The following is a 16864-nucleotide window of genomic DNA, read 5'->3' on the forward strand; positions in this document are numbered from 1 at the left end:
AAAGTATATTCAATTAATTTCATATCTCTGTCTGATGATTGAAGCATGGTGGAATAATATGTCAACTCATTTATTATACCTTTTAAAAGTCAATCAATTTCAAAATTTTGAAATTGATGATTTGAAAAGAATTTTTTCGGAAAAGTATGACAATGAGTTAGGATTTGGATTTAATAACTATGAATTCATAGATAGTCATATATATTGTACCTATGTATATTCTGTGAATCTGAGGATTAAATCCTTTGATGAAGATGTTGATATGATTATATCAGCAACAAGAAAAGTTTTTTACGAGATAAATTTTATTCTTGATCTAAATAACTCTATAATCTTAGTAAGAGGCAGTGCAGATAAGATAAAAAGATTAAATAATACATTATCTGCTCTTTCAAATAACAAACTCAGTATAGAGCATATAATATTTGATTTAGGTGATATTATTCGAATAATTAGATATAGATCTGATAAATTTATTCTCAATGGATTAATTATCAAAAATTATAAGCCAAATGAGAGCCTATCTGGAAGATTTGCCGCAAAAATCCAGAATCAGTTTATAGTACCCGATCTATTAGATATATATGGAGTTGATGTAAGTGAATTTACAGCTATATGTACTATTAAGGATTTTGATATCCAGATGCGACTCTCTAGGCTAGGTGCATTAGCAGTTAAGGGCCATAACGAGGGTATAAAGACATTAATACAAATTATCAAAGATATAGTTAAGGAGTTATGATATGCCTGAAGATCAAAACTATAATGCAGAGTGGTGGAATATCCGAGTTAACAATTTTTGTAAAAAAATTCTTGGTTGGCATCAACTTGGAACAAGCAATATTGATGTAAAAGGTGGTCCTAAAAAAGAAAAATATGGACTAGATTCAGTATTTGCATATAGAAATCATAAAAATTCGAATCAACAAGTTATTATCATAGAGGCAAAGTATAGAGAGGATATGAAGAGCCTGCCCAGAAGTGAGATCCAGAAATGGGTAAATCGCCTTCTTGAAAAAATTGAAAACGTTCCATCTTCTCAAGATTTCCATAATAAATTCACCCCTGACAATAATGCATATTTTCATAGAGGATTCATATTAACTTGGGTAAACCAAAATAAAACCTTTGATACTAAATTATTCTCAGAAAGATTACAAGAGATAGAGATAGTAGGAAAAAATCAAGCTGACTTCATTTATATCATTGGGAATGATATTATATTACGTTTTTGTGCAATACAAAATGAAATAAATAATCTTTACTTAAGTAATGAATATATGGATATAAATTTTTATGTTCCAACAAATTCCTCCGAATTAGTTTGTGATGGAAATTCGATACCTATTGAAGTTCTATTTTCTGATTTTGTTTGGTATAAAACAAGAAAAAAACAATCTCTTGTAGGTAGCAATGAGCATCATGAATATAATGCATCAATATGTTTCTATTTTGGAGAGATTCATACCAAGCATGATTTAAATTTTATTGATCTAGCAATTCGCGATTCCGGTTTGCATAATTCTTCATTAGTGGAGGTATATTTAATCACACCTTTAAGTAATATAAGAAGTGAAATTGAAGGACACAAAAGGAACAGTCAGTTCACAATTAATTATAAGAATCTTAATATTCCAGATAGTATTCCTTCCTGGTTAGGAGAGCCATGATCAACGAAAAATATCCCGATGCTTATGATGTAAAAGAGTTAGTAAATTTACGTTTGACATCCCTTTCTGCCATCAAATCATTCACTGCAAGAAAGGGTATTCTAATTGCTTCTCGAAGTAAAGAAACTTATGCTGATTTACTAAGCAAACTGCAATTAGATCACCAAAGTTACTTAACACTACGATATTATGCCCAAGGAGGTAATCCAAAAACAAGTATTTCAGGTTTTAATTTACGAGGTTTTTCTACACCGGATAAAACAATTAATGATATACAAAATGATATTAACCGATTGCGAGATCAAATAAATCAAAAACAACAATCTTCGAGAAAAATAAATTCTATAGGGATTTTTATACCGATTATTGAAGGAAATATACTCTATTCCGGTTTTTCCTATGAGAGGATCATACCAGGAAAAGTAGAGTTATTATCTCGATCAAATGAAACTGTGGAATTCACTATGAGTCAAATACAAAATAACATATGGAGAGTTGTTTGCTTGCCTAGATATAATCAAGATGTGGAAACATTAAAAAAAATATTAAATAAAACTGATAAAGCTGCTTATGAATTATATACTATATCTTTAGAAAATTTTCCTATATCTTTAAGAATCTCATTCTATGATAAAATATTAGATTTCTATAACTTACATAGCAGTGAATGGAAAATTCGACAAGTTTGTGGAATAGTAGTTAGGCAGTCGGAAGAAAATAAGGAAGAAATATTTAATATAGATTCAGAGATTGGAATAGATGAACTATTGGATGACGAAGAATCTGTAAAAGAAGCTCTTCAATCTGACTTAAAAAGTATAACTCAAGCTGCATTAGAAGGAAAAAACCTTAGAACTAATAGTTTCGTAAAAGATTGCGAAAAAAACGGTTTTTATTTCCCATCAATGTCATTAGAATTAGAGAACAAACAGACAGCCGAATTAATCCGAATTCAAATTAGATTTAAACTTTCACCAAAAATATTTGAAGTTATTCTCCTATATACAGGTATTGCGAGTGATATAGGCGATCAAGAAATCGCATTTCCTCCTGATCGTCAGAAAGAAATCCTTTATGAATTCTGGGACAGATCTCATCAAATTTGGCATGAGATAGATAATGCGTTTACCCCTAATATAATACGACAATCGGTTATGAATTTTCAAGATATAAACGCATAATCTTGTTAGCATCTAACATAATTTCTATACTCTAAATCCCTGGGGGGTGCTTATAACAAGGCACCCCTTTTCTTTATATATCACCAAGTATTATACACTTCTTTTTTTGAAGTTAATACTTGCATTTTCAAAGCGTATTTGCTAGAATTATCGCACAAATGTTTTATTTCAATCAAAACCCAGCTTGATCGCTTGTATTTGCCTAGCCCAAGGAGACCATGATGAGCCAGAGTGAACCACAGCCAATCGCCTTCGTCACGGATAAAACGTCAGCCATGCCCAGTATTGTTGATCGCGCGGCCTTCCAAGCGACCGTTGATCGCTTGCGAAGCCGCGAAAAGGCTCATACTCGCGAGGCTGATGCGATTGCTGCCGAGCGTCGCCGCCTGCCAATGGTTGAGCTTGATCCGTTAACTCCACTGGTTGGCAAGAACGGAACGGTTGCGCTGATTGAAGCATTCGAAGGTCGCCAGCAACTGATGGTCGCCTATATGATGTGGCACGAGGGCAAAACAGCAGCCGAACAATGCCCTGGTTGCACAATGGTCATCAGCCATGCCAACCAATTAGGCTACCTGCATACCCGCGATGTGACGCTGGCAGTGTTGTGCCAAGGGCCATTCGAGCCAAGTAATCGTTATCGCGAATTTATGGGCTGGACGATGCCGTGGTATTCCGTTCCTGAGGCCTCGGTCGAAGCCTTGATCGCTGGCCGCCATTTTGGCATGTGGGCTTGTTATTTGCGCAAAGGTGATCGTGTGTTCGAAACCTACTGGACAACCGATCGTGGCTGCGAGTTGATGGGCAGTTCATTCGCCATGCTTGATCTGACGGTGTATGGTCGCCAAGAAGTTTGGCAACATGTGCCAGATGGCTGGCCACAACCATTCGCTAATACCATGTGCCTGCCAAGGACATTCCAGACCGATAATCCGTTGGCGCATCGTCCAATTGCTCAGTGGTCACGCGTTGCCGAAGGTCATGCTGATGATCTCCAGCCCACAGCAAACGAAGCTGCGATTTAGCAAGATTCTGATTTGATTGTACTTGATCGAACGCAGCGATCTTTTGCTACCAATCATCAACCAATTTCTAGCTAGCTAACCTAAATGGGGAGTTGATTAATCGAATCACTCCCCATTTCCAAGATTAACGGTTGAGCATGGTGCGCAATTCTTCGATAGTTAGAGGTTGATCTTTACCACGATGCAACATGGCATGGCAATTTGGACAAACGGGCTGGAGATCGTTAATCGGGTCAACCTGATAACCTGCATTAATTGAGGCCAATGGCGTGATATGATGCACATGAATAAAGCCTTCGCCGATTGGCCCATAACGCTCGACAAAATCACAATCACACACCAAACAACGTGTGCCATAGCGGGCAATACAGCGTTGGCGAGCCAGTGCATCACGTTCATATTGATTGACCAAAACTTGTACTTTAGCGCCTTCCCAAAACTTGGCTTGTGAATCAAGCTCAACGTGCGAATCAAGCTCATCAGGATAAAATAGGAATTGCTCAAGGGCAGATTTTGGTGGCTTACAGTCACTACAGTATTTAATGGTAGTATCTGGGCGATGCTTGTTGCGCCATTTCACCAATTCATCAACCTCAAGCGCAGCAATTTTAATCTGGTCGCGGCCAGTAAATGCGCCCTCAGTCAATCCGCGCCGTATATGACCACAATTTGAGCAATGCAAGACTACAGGCAATGATTTAGAAACGCGCTCAACATTCAAAATAAAGCCAGCTAAATTTCGCTCCATCCAACTAAAATATTCTTCATCATCACCATTGTCAAAAACTTGATAACTCATCGTTGATCCCTCCATAATACTGAACGAACGATCAGTCGCTTGAATGATGTGACACCTTCGATCATAGCAGCATAATAGGTCTATTCCAAGCCTAATCAGCACCAAAAACTCCAAAGGAATCCATTATGCACTTCATTCAGCGGGCTTTTCGCCCCGACCACGATCAACAGGCAATGCTCGCCCTAGCTAGCGCCAACCCCGATCAGCACCTGCGCAGCATCGATCTGCCCTATCGGCTGAGTTCGTGGGCACTCGATGACCCTGCCAATCTCGCCATTTGGCAAACCGAAACAGGCCAAATCGTCGGTTGGGCTGCGTTGCAAGTACCATTTTGGATGATCGATTTGGTTTGGCATCCAGCTGCACTGCCCAGTTTGTATCGTGCAATGTTGGAATGGGCCGATCAACGAGCACAATCATTAATTGGCACACATCAGGCCCGACCAGCTTGGTTTGTTAGTGTTTTTGAGCAACAGCATAGATTACGGCAATTACTGGCAGCCCAAGGGTTTGCTGATCAAAGTGCCGTTGAGCAAGATCCTTGGTCGAAATATGTGTTTCGGCGGGGCAACCAAGCCCCAAGCCCAACCACACTTCCTGCAGGCATTAGTATTCGTCCACTTGCAGGAATGGCTGAAATTGCTGCCTATACCAATTTGCATCGGGCTGTTTTTGAAAGCACCAGTATGACCGAAAGCTGGCGAGCCAATACGCTCAAACAACCAAGCTATCGCGCCGAATTAGATTTAGTGGCTGTTGATCAAATTGGCGCGTTGGTTGGTTTTTGCATCGGCTGGTTCAATCAACAAGGCTTTGGCGGACGGCCCAGTGGCCAAATCGAGCCGCTTGGTGTGCGAGCCGATTTACGTCAGCAGGGCATTGCCCAAGCCTTACTTGCTGAAAACTTCCGCCGCCTGCTAGCCCTCGGAGCCGAACAGATCTTCGTCGAAACTGATAATTATCGCGGAGCAGCGTTTAATTTGTATGAAACAGTTGGTTTTGCAATTCATGCTCATGGCTTGGTATATCGCAAAAATTACTCGGCATAACAGCGTTCATCAATGCTAATACTCTGGGGCTGGTTACAGGATTGACGTGGCAAAATGCCACTCTATAATTGAGCCATGCCAATCCCAATTCTTGCCACCAAGCTACACCTCCCGCAACTCCGCCCCAATGGGGTAGCACGACCGCATTTAATTCAGCGTTTAGCAGCAGCTCAGCATACAAGCCTGAATTTGATTTCGGCTCCAGCCGGTTTTGGCAAAAGCAGCTTGCTAAGCGCTTGGCATGCCACAACCCAACGTCCAATCGCTTGGCTAGCGCTCGACGAACGCGATAATGATCCCAGTCGTTTTTTCAGTTATTTCGTACATGCCTTGCAAAGCGTCATTCCCGAACTAGGCACAACAAGCTTAGGATTAATCCAAGCCCAATCGCCAGCACTTGAGCAAGCTCTGACTATCTTGATCAATGAATTAAGCGTTGTTGGCAAATCGGTTAGTTTGGTGCTTGACGATTATCATGTGATCGAAAACCATGCAATCGATCAAGCCCTCAGCTTTTTACTGGAACACTTGCCAGCCTCGCTGCGCTTGATCATTGCGACCCGCGAAGATCCGAATTTGCCCTTGGCGCGGCTCCGTGCACGCGGCCAACTGCACGAACTGCGCAGCATCGATCTACGCTTTAGCCTCGACGAAGCCCAGCTTTTTCTCAACCAAGCGATGGGTTTAGCGCTAAGTCCTGCTGATGTGGCGGCATTAGAAACCCGAACCGAAGGCTGGATTGCTGGCTTACAATTGGCTGCACTTTCAATCCAACAGCAAGCTGATCGCAGTCGTTTTATCGCTTCGTTCAGTGGTAGTCACCATTTTGTGATGGATTATTTGCTGGAAGAAGTTTTACAACAGCAAACTCCAGCCATTCAGCAATTTCTCTTGCAAACCTCAATTCTTAATCGGATGTGTGGCCCGTTGTGTGATGCGCTGATCAGCAAGAGCACAAATTCAGGTCAACAGATGCTTGAACAGCTTGAGCAGGCCAATATGTTTATTGTGCCGCTCGATCATGAGCGGCGTTGGTATCGCTATCATCATTTATTTGGCGAATTGTTGCGCCAACGGCTCCAACGCAGTTTAACGCAACAAGCTGCTATCAGCCTTGAACAGTTGCATATTCAGGCTAGTACATGGTTCGAGGCGAATGAACTTGAACTTGAAGCTTTTGAGCATGCTGCTGCCGCCAACGATATCGAACGTGCCGAGCGCTTGATCGAGGGTAAACGGGTTCCGCTGCAATTTCAAGGGGCGCTCTTGCCAATTATGGCTTGGTTGCAAGCGTTACCGACCAATGTGCTCAACCAACGACCATCACTTTGGGTTACAGCAGCCGCAGTTTGGTTGGCCACAGGCCAAGTGAATGGCATCGAGCAACGGCTGCAAGCGGCTGAACAAGCCATCGAACACCATCCTCTAACACCCAAATTACACGACTTAATTGGGCGGATCGCAGCAATTCGGGGCACGCTCGCGCTAAGCCAAAACGATGCAAGCCAAATCATCGCCCAATCCAAACGCGCCTTGGAATATCTTGCGCTCGATAATCTTTCGTTTCGCACCTCGACAGTTTGGAAATTGGGTTATGCCTATCAGTTGCAAGGCCAGCGCAGTGCCGCCAGACAAGCCTATGAGCAAGCAATTAGCATTGGTCAACGCTCGGGCAATTTGGTCACGGTTGTCTTGGCATCAATTGGCTTGGGCAACCTGCAAGAAAGTGATAATCAGCTCAAACTCGCGGCCACAACCTACCAACAGGTGCTTGAGGCTAGCCGTCAGTTGGCCTTGCCTGCAGCTAACTGCGGAGCTGAGCTGGGCTTAGCCCGCATTTATTATCAATGGAATCAGCTTGATCAGGCGGAGCAGCATTATCAACGAGCCTTGCAAGCAGCTCAATTATTGCAACACACCGATCGCGAAGTGGCTTGTTATGTGATTAAAGCCCGTTTGTTGATTGCCCAAAATCAACTTGACCAAGCAAGTTTATTGTTGGAGCAAGCTAGTGCTGCTGCTCAACAATATCGCCATACCACCCAACCAGCCAAAATCGCCGCCGAACAAGTGCGAATCGCCTTGATGCGCGGCCAAGTACAACAAGCTAGCCAAATCGCTCAAGCGCATCAGATTCCAATCAGCCAAGCCCAAGTCTTTTTGGCCCAACAGCAACCAAGCGCTGTCCTGGCTGTGTTACAACCAGTCCTCGCACTAGCCCAAACCAATGGCTGGCATGATCAATTGCTGTGGCTCACCAGTATGCAAAGTTTGGCCTTGGCTGCCCTCGGTGAGTATGGTCAGGCCCAACAATTGCTTAAAAAGCTGCTGCTTGGAGCCGAAATTGAGGGCTTTGTGCGCATATTCCTTGATCATGGCGCTGCAATGCAACGCTTGTTGAGCCAGATCAAGCTTCCATCACCCCAATCAAATTATGTCAAACAAATTCTCACTAATTATGTCAACGATCAGCTACCGCAACTCTATCCAGTAACCCCAGGTTTGACTGAAACGCTGAGCCAACGTGAGCTAGAAATCTTGAGCTTAATCGCTCAAGGCCACTCCAATCAAGCGATCTGCCAACAATTGCATCTCGCTTTAGATACGGTTAAAGGCCACAATCGCCGAATTTTCGAGAAACTTCAGGTTCAGCGCCGAACCGAAGCGGTGGCACGTGCTCGCGAATTAGGCTTGCTCAGCCAATAATCCCCAACTCAAGCACAACAACACTTTGGTGTCTAACCAAGCTCACGCCAATTGAGTATGCTAGTTGGCAGTTGAGCCGTTGGCAGTTGTCGCGGCATATGCTCAAAAAACTGAGACCGTTATGATCAATCAAAACCCACCAGCAAACGAATCAATGCACTATCAAATTTGCCTGCGCGGCCAGCTTAATCTAGCTTGGGCTGGGTGGTTTGAGGGCATGCAAATCGCGCTTGATGCCAATGGTAATACGTTGCTGGTCGGCATAATCGTCGATCAAGCTGCACTCTATGGCTTGATTAAAAAAATTCGCGATTTGGGCATGTCCTTAATTTCAATTATGCCAGTTCAATCAAACACACTTGAATCCGATTCAACCGAGCAATAATAAGCAAACTGGAGTTTTATTATGCAAGCAATTATCTATCGTGAATATGGCTCAGCCGATGTATTACGGCTCAGCGAAGTAGCTCGCCCAACCCCAGCTGAAGATCAAGTGCTGATTAAGGTGTATGCGACTGCGCTCAATGCTGCCGATTGGCGTTTGATGTCTGGTAAGCCCTTCCCAGTACGCTTCATGACAGGCTTATTCAAGCCTAAAAAAGGCATTCCTGGCACCGATGTAGCCGGAGTTATTGAAGCAGTCGGGCGTAACATCACTCAATTTAAAGTAGGCGATGCAGTATTTGGCGATCTTTCGGGCTGCGGCGCTGGTGGCTTAGGCCAATATGTTTGTGCCCCTGAACATGTGCTGGTTCTCAAGCCCGAGCAGCTAAGCTTTGAACAAGCCGCCGCCGCGCCCATGGCCGCTGTCACAGCCTTGCAAGGCCTTCGCCAAGGCCAGATCGTCGCAGGCCAAAAGGTTTTGATTTATGGCGCTTCGGGCGGAATTGGCACCTTTGCCGTTCAGCTTGCTAAGCATTTCGGCGCAACGGTTACCGCTGTTTCCAGTGCCGCCAAGCACGATCTCTTGCGTTCGCTCGGCGCGGATCAGGTAATCGATTATGCTAAGGATGATTTTGCTCGCAATGGGCAATACTACGATTTAATTCTGGGGGTCAATGGCTATCGTTCAATTTTCGATTATAAACGTAGTTTAGTGCCTCAAGGTCGCTATGTGATGGTTGGTGGCGAAATGCGCCAGATTTTTCAGGCGATCGCCTTGGGCAAATTGCTCTCAATTGGAACCCAAAAGAAGCTCAGTAATTTGTTCGCCAAACCCAATCAAACCGATCTGGCTAAAATTGGCTTTTTGTTGGCCAACGGCGATATCAAAGCGGTGATCGATCAGCGCTATCCCTTGGACGAAGCTCCTGCTGCAATGCGCTATCTCCAAGCTGGCCATGCCAAAGGCAAAATTATCATCGACATGCAAGCCACCGCCGCCCAATCCGTGGAGCAAACAGTATGAAAGCAATGATCTGCACAAGCTATGGCTCGCCCGAGGTCTTGCAATTTGGCGAGACCAGCAAGCCCACACCCAAAGCCAATGAGTTGTTAATTCGGGTGCAAGCCGCCTGCGTGACACCATCCGATTGTGCCTTTCGCAAGGGCGATCCATTTATCATCAAGTTGATGTATGGCTTGCGCCGACCAAAATTTCAAGTGCTGGGCGTTGAATTTGCGGGTACAGTTGAGGCGATTGGCCCAACAGTGCAACGCTTCAAAGTTGGCGATCAAGTTTTCGGCATGAGTCCCAAGAGTTTTGGCAGCTATGGCGAATATATGTGCCTCGCCGAAGATCAGCCGATTGCCAAGCAACCAAGCAACGTGAGCGCCGCCGAGGCTGTGGCAATTTGCGATGGCGCAAGCACCTCATTACTTTTTCTGCGTGATGTTGCCAAACTCCAAGCTGACCAACAGATTTTGATTAATGGTGCGTCGGGAGCAGTTGGGATCTACGCTGTGCAACTTGCGAAATATTATGGAGCCAAGGTTACCGCCGTGTGCAGCGCCGCCAATCATGAGTTGGTCAAGCAATACGGCGCTGATCAGGTGATCGATTACACCAGCAGCGATTTTACCCAAAGCCAACAACGCTATGATGTGGTTTTCGATGCGATTGGCAAAAGTTCGTATGGCCGTTGCAAACAGTTACTCACGCCCAACGGCATCTATCTTATGACTGTGCCAACCTTGGGTATTATGCTGAATATGCTTTGGACTAGCTTTGGCAAAGGCAAAAAGGCCAAATTTGCAGCAACCGGGCTGAACCAGACCCCAGCCAACATCGAATTTTTGGCCGAATTGATGGGTGCTGGCAAACTCAACGCCGTGATCGATCGGCGCTATCACCTAGCCGATTTAGCCGAGGCTCATCGCTATGTCGAAACAGGCCGCAAAAAAGGTAACGTGGTGATTGAGGTTTAGGTATTCAGGGTTAGTGGCACTAGCACCAAGCTCTTGGCGCTGTCGATTGAGTAAATTTCTAAGGGCTGGGTGCGGCCACGAATCGGGATTTCGCTCAAGGCTAAATTGTGCAAATCTAAGGCACTATGTTGCATCACCGCCCGCGAAACGACCAATTGGGTATGCAAGGTTTTGGTGGCTTCTTCCAAACGGGCGGCAATATTGACCGCATCGCCAATCGCGGTCAGATGTTTGGCGCGTTTATAGCCTAAATCACCAACAATCACATGGCCACAATGAATGCCAATGCCCATCCTCAATGGCTCATTGACATCGTGTTCGAGGCGCTGATTGAGCACATCGAGCTGATAGGCCATGGCTTGGGCCGCAGCCAAAGCATTATGACAAGCTTGTTCGAGTGTGCCATCCAAACCAAACAGCGCCATAATCCCATCGCCAATAAATTTATCAAGATAACCGCCGTTGGCCTCGATCACTTGGCCCATCGATTGAAAATATTGATTCAGAATAAAGACCGTATCATAGGGCAACTTGCCCTCGGAAAGGGTCGTAAAGCCGCGCAAATCGGCAAACATAATCACAATTTGCTTATCGGCACCATGGCTAATCATGGTTGGTGCACCTGGCAGCGAACGATCATGATGGTGGAGCAATGGCCGTACCACGCAGGCAGCAGTTGGAATGGTCTGGCATGCTAAGCGAATATCGCCACTTGCCCCAAAACGCTTAAGCAAACGCAGCTCAGTTTCAGTCGGCGGATTCAGCGATTTCACACCTTCGATAATTTCGATCCGGCAGGTTGAGCAACGCCCGCGCCCACCACAACTATGGGCATGCGGAATCCCATTGGCAATGCTAGCCTCAAGCAAACTTGTTCCAGGTGCAATTGTTACGCTGGCAATGCCCTTATATTCCACCGCAATTAAATAATGCTTGCGGCGCAAGCGCAAGATGATTGCCCGCCCACCGCCCAAGCCAAGCAGCAAGGCCAGATAGCCGGAGCCAAACCAACCCATAAATTCCGCAGTCGCCGTTGCAACATCAATATTCTGTGGATTGGCAAATTGCCACACTTGCGCCAGCCATTGTGGGTCTTGTTTAAGCTGATTGACCTCACGATGAGCCACCACAATGCCCACCAAAGCCAGGAGAGGAGTCACAATTTGGGCAATCAACAAAGGCTGTTTGATGCGGGAAAACCATGGTTTATGCCAGAGGTAGGCCATTAAGCCAAGATTGCCATGCAGCCAAACCACCACCAACATCAAATACAAATCGAAGGCAATCGTCGCTTGGCTAAGCAAGACATAGCTATAGGTATCGCGAATTCCATACAAGATTGTGGCCAAACGGGTAGCATAAATGTGCGAGGTAATCAGCAAAGGCATAAGCAAGCCCAAGCCAAGTTGCAGCCATTCATTCCAGTGCAAGCGCCGCCAACTGGTGATCGTTAATAATTTATAGCTGACCAACAGCGCATGGATCAACAAACTAGCTGGCACAACCCAAAAAACCGCTGGATGCCGCCAAAAACTTAAAAAGACCCGTCGTGACGACTCCAAGGCTACTAGGCCAAAGATACCCCACGCATGGTTCAGCAAGTGAGTTGTAACGTAGAGCAACAGCGTCAAACCAGCATGCAGTCGCAGGCGTGGAATCAGAGCTTGAAACGAGCGAGCCATGCAGCCAATCTCCGTAAAGCCAGCAATAGGTTGAGTATACCATCTATCTGGGTTGCTAGCTTGGGCGATACAGAGACTTGCACAGCATATTATTCAAGCATCTCAAACTGAAATTCTAACCATTGACAATAGGGGTGATATAACTTTTTCATATCACCCCCGTAGATTTACTTATGCTTGAGTAACTTCTTTGGATTTGTAAAAACATCAGTAATTGTGGCAAATTGATCAGGCCTTGTTTGTAATAGCCATTACTCACAATCGTGGTGTGGGATAATTTCGGTTGATTTTATTGATTCGCTTTGCGTGAATGCCGCCGCCTCGGTATGAACAGGAACGATTAGCGCCGTAAGCCCAGTAATAGCGGTTTGAAGGAATGCTCGTCGGTTCATAGGATTATTCCTTTGATGAATTAACGAAACCATAGAAACCTATAATTGCCAACATTTTAGGTTTAGTTTTGACCAATACCGTTTTCCAACATGGTATATAACCCAGGCTCGAGAACAGACTGACCGCTCGTAAGCAACAAACGTTCGAGATCATTGTTGTTATCGAGAAACACTCGTTCATAGCTATCAGCTGTAATCCAAACAAATCCTTGTTGAATCCGAATTGTCCGCGTAGGATTGGTCGTCGTAGCCACAAACCCGCGATTACCTAAATTATCAAAGGCCTGTTGCGGTTCTACAGGCGTAAGCTGCTCAAGCATTCTAAAAAATGCACTTCGTTGTGCCTCTGAAAGCTGCCAAGTGGGTGGCGGCATTCCTGAAGTAATATCAAGTTGAACATTTACCGGATTATCACCATTCATTGGGGTAAGACTTTCTGGTTGTTGTTAGGAACAGCCCACCCAAGAACCAATAAGACCACTAAGCAACAACAATTTAGCTAACCAACGCATTGTTGTTATCCTGATAGAAATACCATGTGTTTGGGATAATGAGTGGTACAATATCATTCCTTAAATCAAGCAGGTATTACGGAGGAATTTGTAGCTGTAGAGGTTAAAAATGCTGATTTATGGGATATTTGATGTTGTTGATTATATAATAAAGAAGAAGTTTAAGTTTTTATAGCATCTCCCTTCCTATCAATAAACTACATTGTTAGCTGCATACTAATGCTAACAAACCTATTTGTCAAATCAGATTATCCCATACCCTTAGCTAAAAAATTTATCTGGGTTGCTAGCTGAGTTAACCAACCAGTGTAAGCCAATTATCAGTTGGCTACGATTGAGCCTAGCGGGTTTTTCAGGCAAACTCCATCCAACAAGCTTTAATTGAGGAGTTACGATGAACCACCCCCCACCACGTCATATCGTCACCGTTGCTGGCTGTGTTTTTAACCATGAGGGCGAAATTTTGCTCTTGCAAAGCCCACGCGGAGGTTGGGAGTTTCCTGGTGGGCAGGTTGAGCTTGGTGAGAGTGTGACCCAAGCGCTAACTCGCGAGATTTTTGAAGAAACTGGAGTACAGGCCAAACTTGAGCAACTGGTTGGAGTATCTTCCAATCTAGCCTTGGGGAGTGTTAATCTTGATTTTCGTTGCAGCTATCAGACTGGTCAATTGACTACTAGCGCTGAAAGTTTAGCTGTTCAATGGATAGCACCTGAACAAGCCCTTGCTTTAGTTCAACGGCCATCAATTCAGGCTCGCTTGATAACCATGCTCAATCCGAGCAACCAAGTTTTGTATCGATCCTACAGCGTTAATTCGCGGACGCTTGAGGCACACTATCAGGTACACAGCGAACAATGCTTTTGATCTTAAGCGATTGAGCCGTTTGAACTTCGGTTCAAACGGCTCAACAAAATGCTTAGCCTTGAAAACGCTTGAGCCAACGCATAATTTTGCCCGATTCCAAAGCTCGAATCTGCTGTTCCAAATGGCTAATATGCCGATTCTTTTGATCAAGCGCTGATTCCAAGGTTGCAATATAGGTCTTTTGTTCTGGTGACTCGATGGTAACTACAACTGGCTCACTAATAGGATTGACTTGTGGCCGTTGATAAAGAGTTTGATATTGTTCAAGTCGAGCTACCTGATATTGCGGAAGGCTGGCATAAATTGTTAACATCAGCGAATCTGGCGATTCATCGGAGTAAAAGACGCTCAAACCAGCTTGAGCGAGAATTCGGCTCAGACTGGCGGCGGTGTAATACATGGTATGCACTGAACACAATAAACTACCCGATTGATTGCGTTCAATGAATTGATCGCGAAATTGATAGGTTGGGACTTGGAGCGCTAAAACCCCATTGGGCTTGAGATAACTTGCTAAATCGCGTAGCAATTCAACTGGTTTGTGCAGATGTTCAAGCACATGCCAACAGGTGATCAAATCAAAAGGCTCAAGAGTTTTGATAATTGCATCATCATTATAAACTTCTAAGTTATAGCGTTTTCGCGCCACGTCGGCAGCAACTGGCGATAGCTCAACCCCAACTGGTTGCCAACCACGTTCGCGAGCCGCTACCAATAATAGCCCGCGATTACAACCAATATCCAAGATTCGCCCAGGTTTTTCAAAGCCAGCAAATGCCTCAATATGCTGCAACGCATCGCCACGAAAGCAAATTAACGGCTTTTCTTCTTCGAGCGAGTAATCATAGACTTCGCTCTGATTTTCAAGAATCGTCGTGCTTTCCATGGTCAGACGTGGGTTGAGGTAAACCTGTTCACACCCCTCACAACGGTGTAAACACAAACCTTCACGAATATAGGCCTCTGGTTGAGTCCAAACGATCGTGCTCTGGGGATGCTGGCAAATAGGACATGCGGTTAAATGTTCAGTTGGTAATGCTTGAGGCTCCATGTGGAAATCCTATCAAAATATCAATGAGGCCTGATGTACCCCATCGAGATGGCAACAATTCTTGGGTTGTCTAAGACCTTAGTGCATTACTAGGTTTGTGATAGAGCTAGGATAGAAAAAGCAGCAGTACTAAGGATACCCCAACATACAAATCACGAATTATAGCATAGGTAATTTACTCAAGGATTTCCGTGCAAACTTAAACAATAACCCTAGCCTTCAGAGTTGAAAGCTAGGGTTATTATCAGAAAATAAACCGTTTATGGTAAAACCGGAGGAGTCAGTGATGGCACAGTTGGGTTATTAGCATCATATTCACAGGTTTTATGTAAAAACGCGGTAAATATCTGATTATCAGTAGCTGTTGTTGCTCCATTAAAGTACATTTGCCATTGCGGCGGATTTATTGCTGTATTACAAAATACATACGGAGTTCCAGCAACTTTATATGGAGCTACCGGCGAAATAATTTTCTTGGCATTTTGCTGCTCATAGGGGCCAGTAATTCCACCACTAGACTTTACAACCCATATGTCAGAGTTGCTACTAGGGTAAACAGTATAAAACAAGTAATATTCATAAGGATTATTGCCTGTAACGACTATTTGTCCGTTCACATTACTGCTACCAACCCAAGGTAAAATATTGGTAACTGGATTCGTATAAGCTAAATTTGTCCAATTACTTTGGGCAATGCTTAAAAATGATTTAGATACAGGATTTGTCAATATATTGCTAAAACCATGATCAGTATAGATCATATAGAATTTTTGTGTGGCAGGGTCATAGGTAACACGTGCATCACTTGTTCCAGTAACATAGCGATTATTGGTACTACCAATATGCCAATTAAGGATGGGATTCTTATCACCATACATCCCGCCACGTTGCAATATACCATTAGCATCGATCCATGCATAATGAATAGCTACATTTTGTTCAGGATCATGTGCTTCCTGAATATCATATGCATAATAAAGTGTATCGCAACATGTCCAGCCTGCTGGGCGGGGACGTGTCCATTTCATCGAAAATAAATCAGGTTGCACAGAATGATATGATCGAACGCTTGTACCAGAAACGGGGCAAGGTTTTGGAGTTTCATTCAAATAAGGGTTAGCAGGTGGGCAATCTGCTGATGCAGTTGTCTCCCATGCATTATTAATATAGGCAGTTGTCCCTACTTGATTGAAGCTTGAAACCCCATATTGATCGGTTGAGCTGAGCTTAAAAATATGATCATGGTCTTGGGTTGCTGTACGCCAGCCGCCAACAACCATCTGCCATTTATTATCTTCATACCAAGCCGAAGCATGGTAGATATTGGCAAATCCATTAACAACCTTATCTGGCACAGCATCAGTGAAGGTATAAACACACCAGTCACCCCACGCACGCTCATATGCCGTACAATTAGGATTATTGACAACCTGATTCACGGATTGGGGAGACTCAACATTATTAATATGCGGCTGACCTTTAACTTGTGCAGGCATGATCAGAATTAAGCCCACTAGTGCCAGTGGCTTGAGAAAACGTGTTAACATACAATTCCCTCAGTAGAT

15 protein-coding genes are annotated in these 16864 nt (G+C 44.2%); 10 read left to right on the forward strand and 5 right to left on the reverse strand.

The window, feature by feature from the left end; all coding sequences use genetic code 11:
• Nucleotides 1-58 precede the first annotated feature (58 nt).
• From ABEB26_RS04760 to ABEB26_RS04775, 4 genes are all read left to right on the forward strand, one after another.
• On the forward strand, nt 59-742 hold the full coding sequence (locus tag ABEB26_RS04760) for a hypothetical protein (RefSeq protein WP_345720820.1): 684 nt from the start codon (nt 59-61) through the stop codon (nt 740-742).
• Between the two features lies 1 nt (nt 743).
• Nucleotides 744-1670, forward strand: a complete 927-nt coding sequence (locus tag ABEB26_RS04765; protein ID WP_345720821.1) for a PD-(D/E)XK nuclease domain-containing protein — start codon at nt 744-746, stop codon at nt 1668-1670.
• Complete coding sequence (locus ABEB26_RS04770; RefSeq protein WP_345720822.1) at nt 1667-2851, forward strand: hypothetical protein; 1185 nt, start codon at nt 1667-1669, stop codon at nt 2849-2851. Before ABEB26_RS04765 ends, ABEB26_RS04770 begins: the two co-directional genes overlap by 4 nt.
• 221 nt (nt 2852-3072) lie before the next feature.
• The gene (locus ABEB26_RS04775) at nt 3073-3876 is read left to right on the forward strand and encodes a DUF899 domain-containing protein (RefSeq protein WP_345721019.1); all 804 of its coding nucleotides are present in this window, start codon (nt 3073-3075) and stop codon (nt 3874-3876) included.
• Nucleotides 3877-4000: 124 nt separating this feature from the next.
• On the opposite strand, the gene ABEB26_RS04780 is transcribed toward ABEB26_RS04775, so the two are convergent.
• The gene (locus tag ABEB26_RS04780) at nt 4001-4675 is read right to left on the reverse strand and encodes an HNH endonuclease (RefSeq protein WP_345720823.1); all 675 of its coding nucleotides are present in this window, start codon (nt 4673-4675) and stop codon (nt 4001-4003) included.
• Nucleotides 4676-4800: 125 nt separating this feature from the next.
• Here ABEB26_RS04780 and ABEB26_RS04785 point away from each other — a divergent pair, with 125 nt between their 5' ends.
• From ABEB26_RS04785 to ABEB26_RS04805, 5 genes are all read left to right on the forward strand, one after another.
• Nucleotides 4801-5724: a GNAT family N-acetyltransferase gene (locus tag ABEB26_RS04785; RefSeq protein WP_345720824.1), complete on the forward strand. Its 924-nt coding sequence runs from the start codon at nt 4801-4803 to the stop codon at nt 5722-5724.
• A gap of 75 nt (nt 5725-5799) precedes the next feature.
• Entirely contained in the window at nt 5800-8430 is a 2631-nt protein-coding gene (locus tag ABEB26_RS04790) for a winged helix-turn-helix domain-containing protein (RefSeq protein WP_345720825.1), read from the forward strand.
• Between the two features lie 64 nt (nt 8431-8494).
• Nucleotides 8495-8815, forward strand: coding sequence for a hypothetical protein (locus ABEB26_RS04795; protein WP_345720827.1), 321 nt, complete (start codon nt 8495-8497; stop codon nt 8813-8815).
• Between the two features lie 21 nt (nt 8816-8836).
• The gene (locus ABEB26_RS04800; protein ID WP_345720828.1) at nt 8837-9838 is read left to right on the forward strand and encodes an NAD(P)-dependent alcohol dehydrogenase; all 1002 of its coding nucleotides are present in this window, start codon (nt 8837-8839) and stop codon (nt 9836-9838) included.
• Nucleotides 9835-10797 (forward strand): NAD(P)-dependent alcohol dehydrogenase, encoded by a 963-nt coding sequence (locus ABEB26_RS04805; RefSeq protein WP_345720829.1) that lies wholly within the window; start codon nt 9835-9837, stop codon nt 10795-10797. The genes ABEB26_RS04800 and ABEB26_RS04805 overlap by 4 nt, the downstream gene beginning before the upstream one ends.
• Here the strand turns inward: ABEB26_RS04805 and ABEB26_RS04810 are convergent.
• On the reverse strand, nt 10794-12479 hold the full coding sequence (locus ABEB26_RS04810) for an adenylate/guanylate cyclase domain-containing protein (RefSeq protein ID WP_345720830.1): 1686 nt from the start codon (nt 12477-12479) through the stop codon (nt 10794-10796). The genes ABEB26_RS04805 and ABEB26_RS04810 overlap by 4 nt on opposite strands.
• 454 nt (nt 12480-12933) lie before the next feature.
• Entirely contained in the window at nt 12934-13293 is a 360-nt protein-coding gene (locus ABEB26_RS04815; RefSeq protein WP_345720831.1) for a hypothetical protein, read from the reverse strand.
• A gap of 484 nt (nt 13294-13777) precedes the next feature.
• Between ABEB26_RS04815 and ABEB26_RS04820 the strand changes: the two genes are divergently transcribed.
• Nucleotides 13778-14248, forward strand: coding sequence for an NUDIX hydrolase (locus tag ABEB26_RS04820; protein WP_345720832.1), 471 nt, complete (start codon nt 13778-13780; stop codon nt 14246-14248).
• 52 nt (nt 14249-14300) lie between these two features.
• Here the strand turns inward: ABEB26_RS04820 and ABEB26_RS04825 are convergent, their stop codons facing one another.
• Together ABEB26_RS04825 and ABEB26_RS04830 are read right to left on the reverse strand one after the other, a co-directional pair.
• Nucleotides 14301-15299 (reverse strand): class I SAM-dependent methyltransferase, encoded by a 999-nt coding sequence (locus ABEB26_RS04825; protein WP_345720833.1) that lies wholly within the window; start codon nt 15297-15299, stop codon nt 14301-14303.
• Nucleotides 15300-15559: 260 nt separating this feature from the next.
• Nucleotides 15560-16846: a hypothetical protein gene (locus tag ABEB26_RS04830; RefSeq protein ID WP_345720834.1), complete on the reverse strand. Its 1287-nt coding sequence runs from the start codon at nt 16844-16846 to the stop codon at nt 15560-15562.
• Nucleotides 16847-16864 lie beyond the last annotated feature (18 nt).

The sequence above is a fragment of the Herpetosiphon gulosus genome (genome assembly GCF_039545135.1).
Taxonomy (GTDB): Bacteria; Chloroflexota; Chloroflexia; order Chloroflexales; family Herpetosiphonaceae; genus Herpetosiphon; species Herpetosiphon gulosus.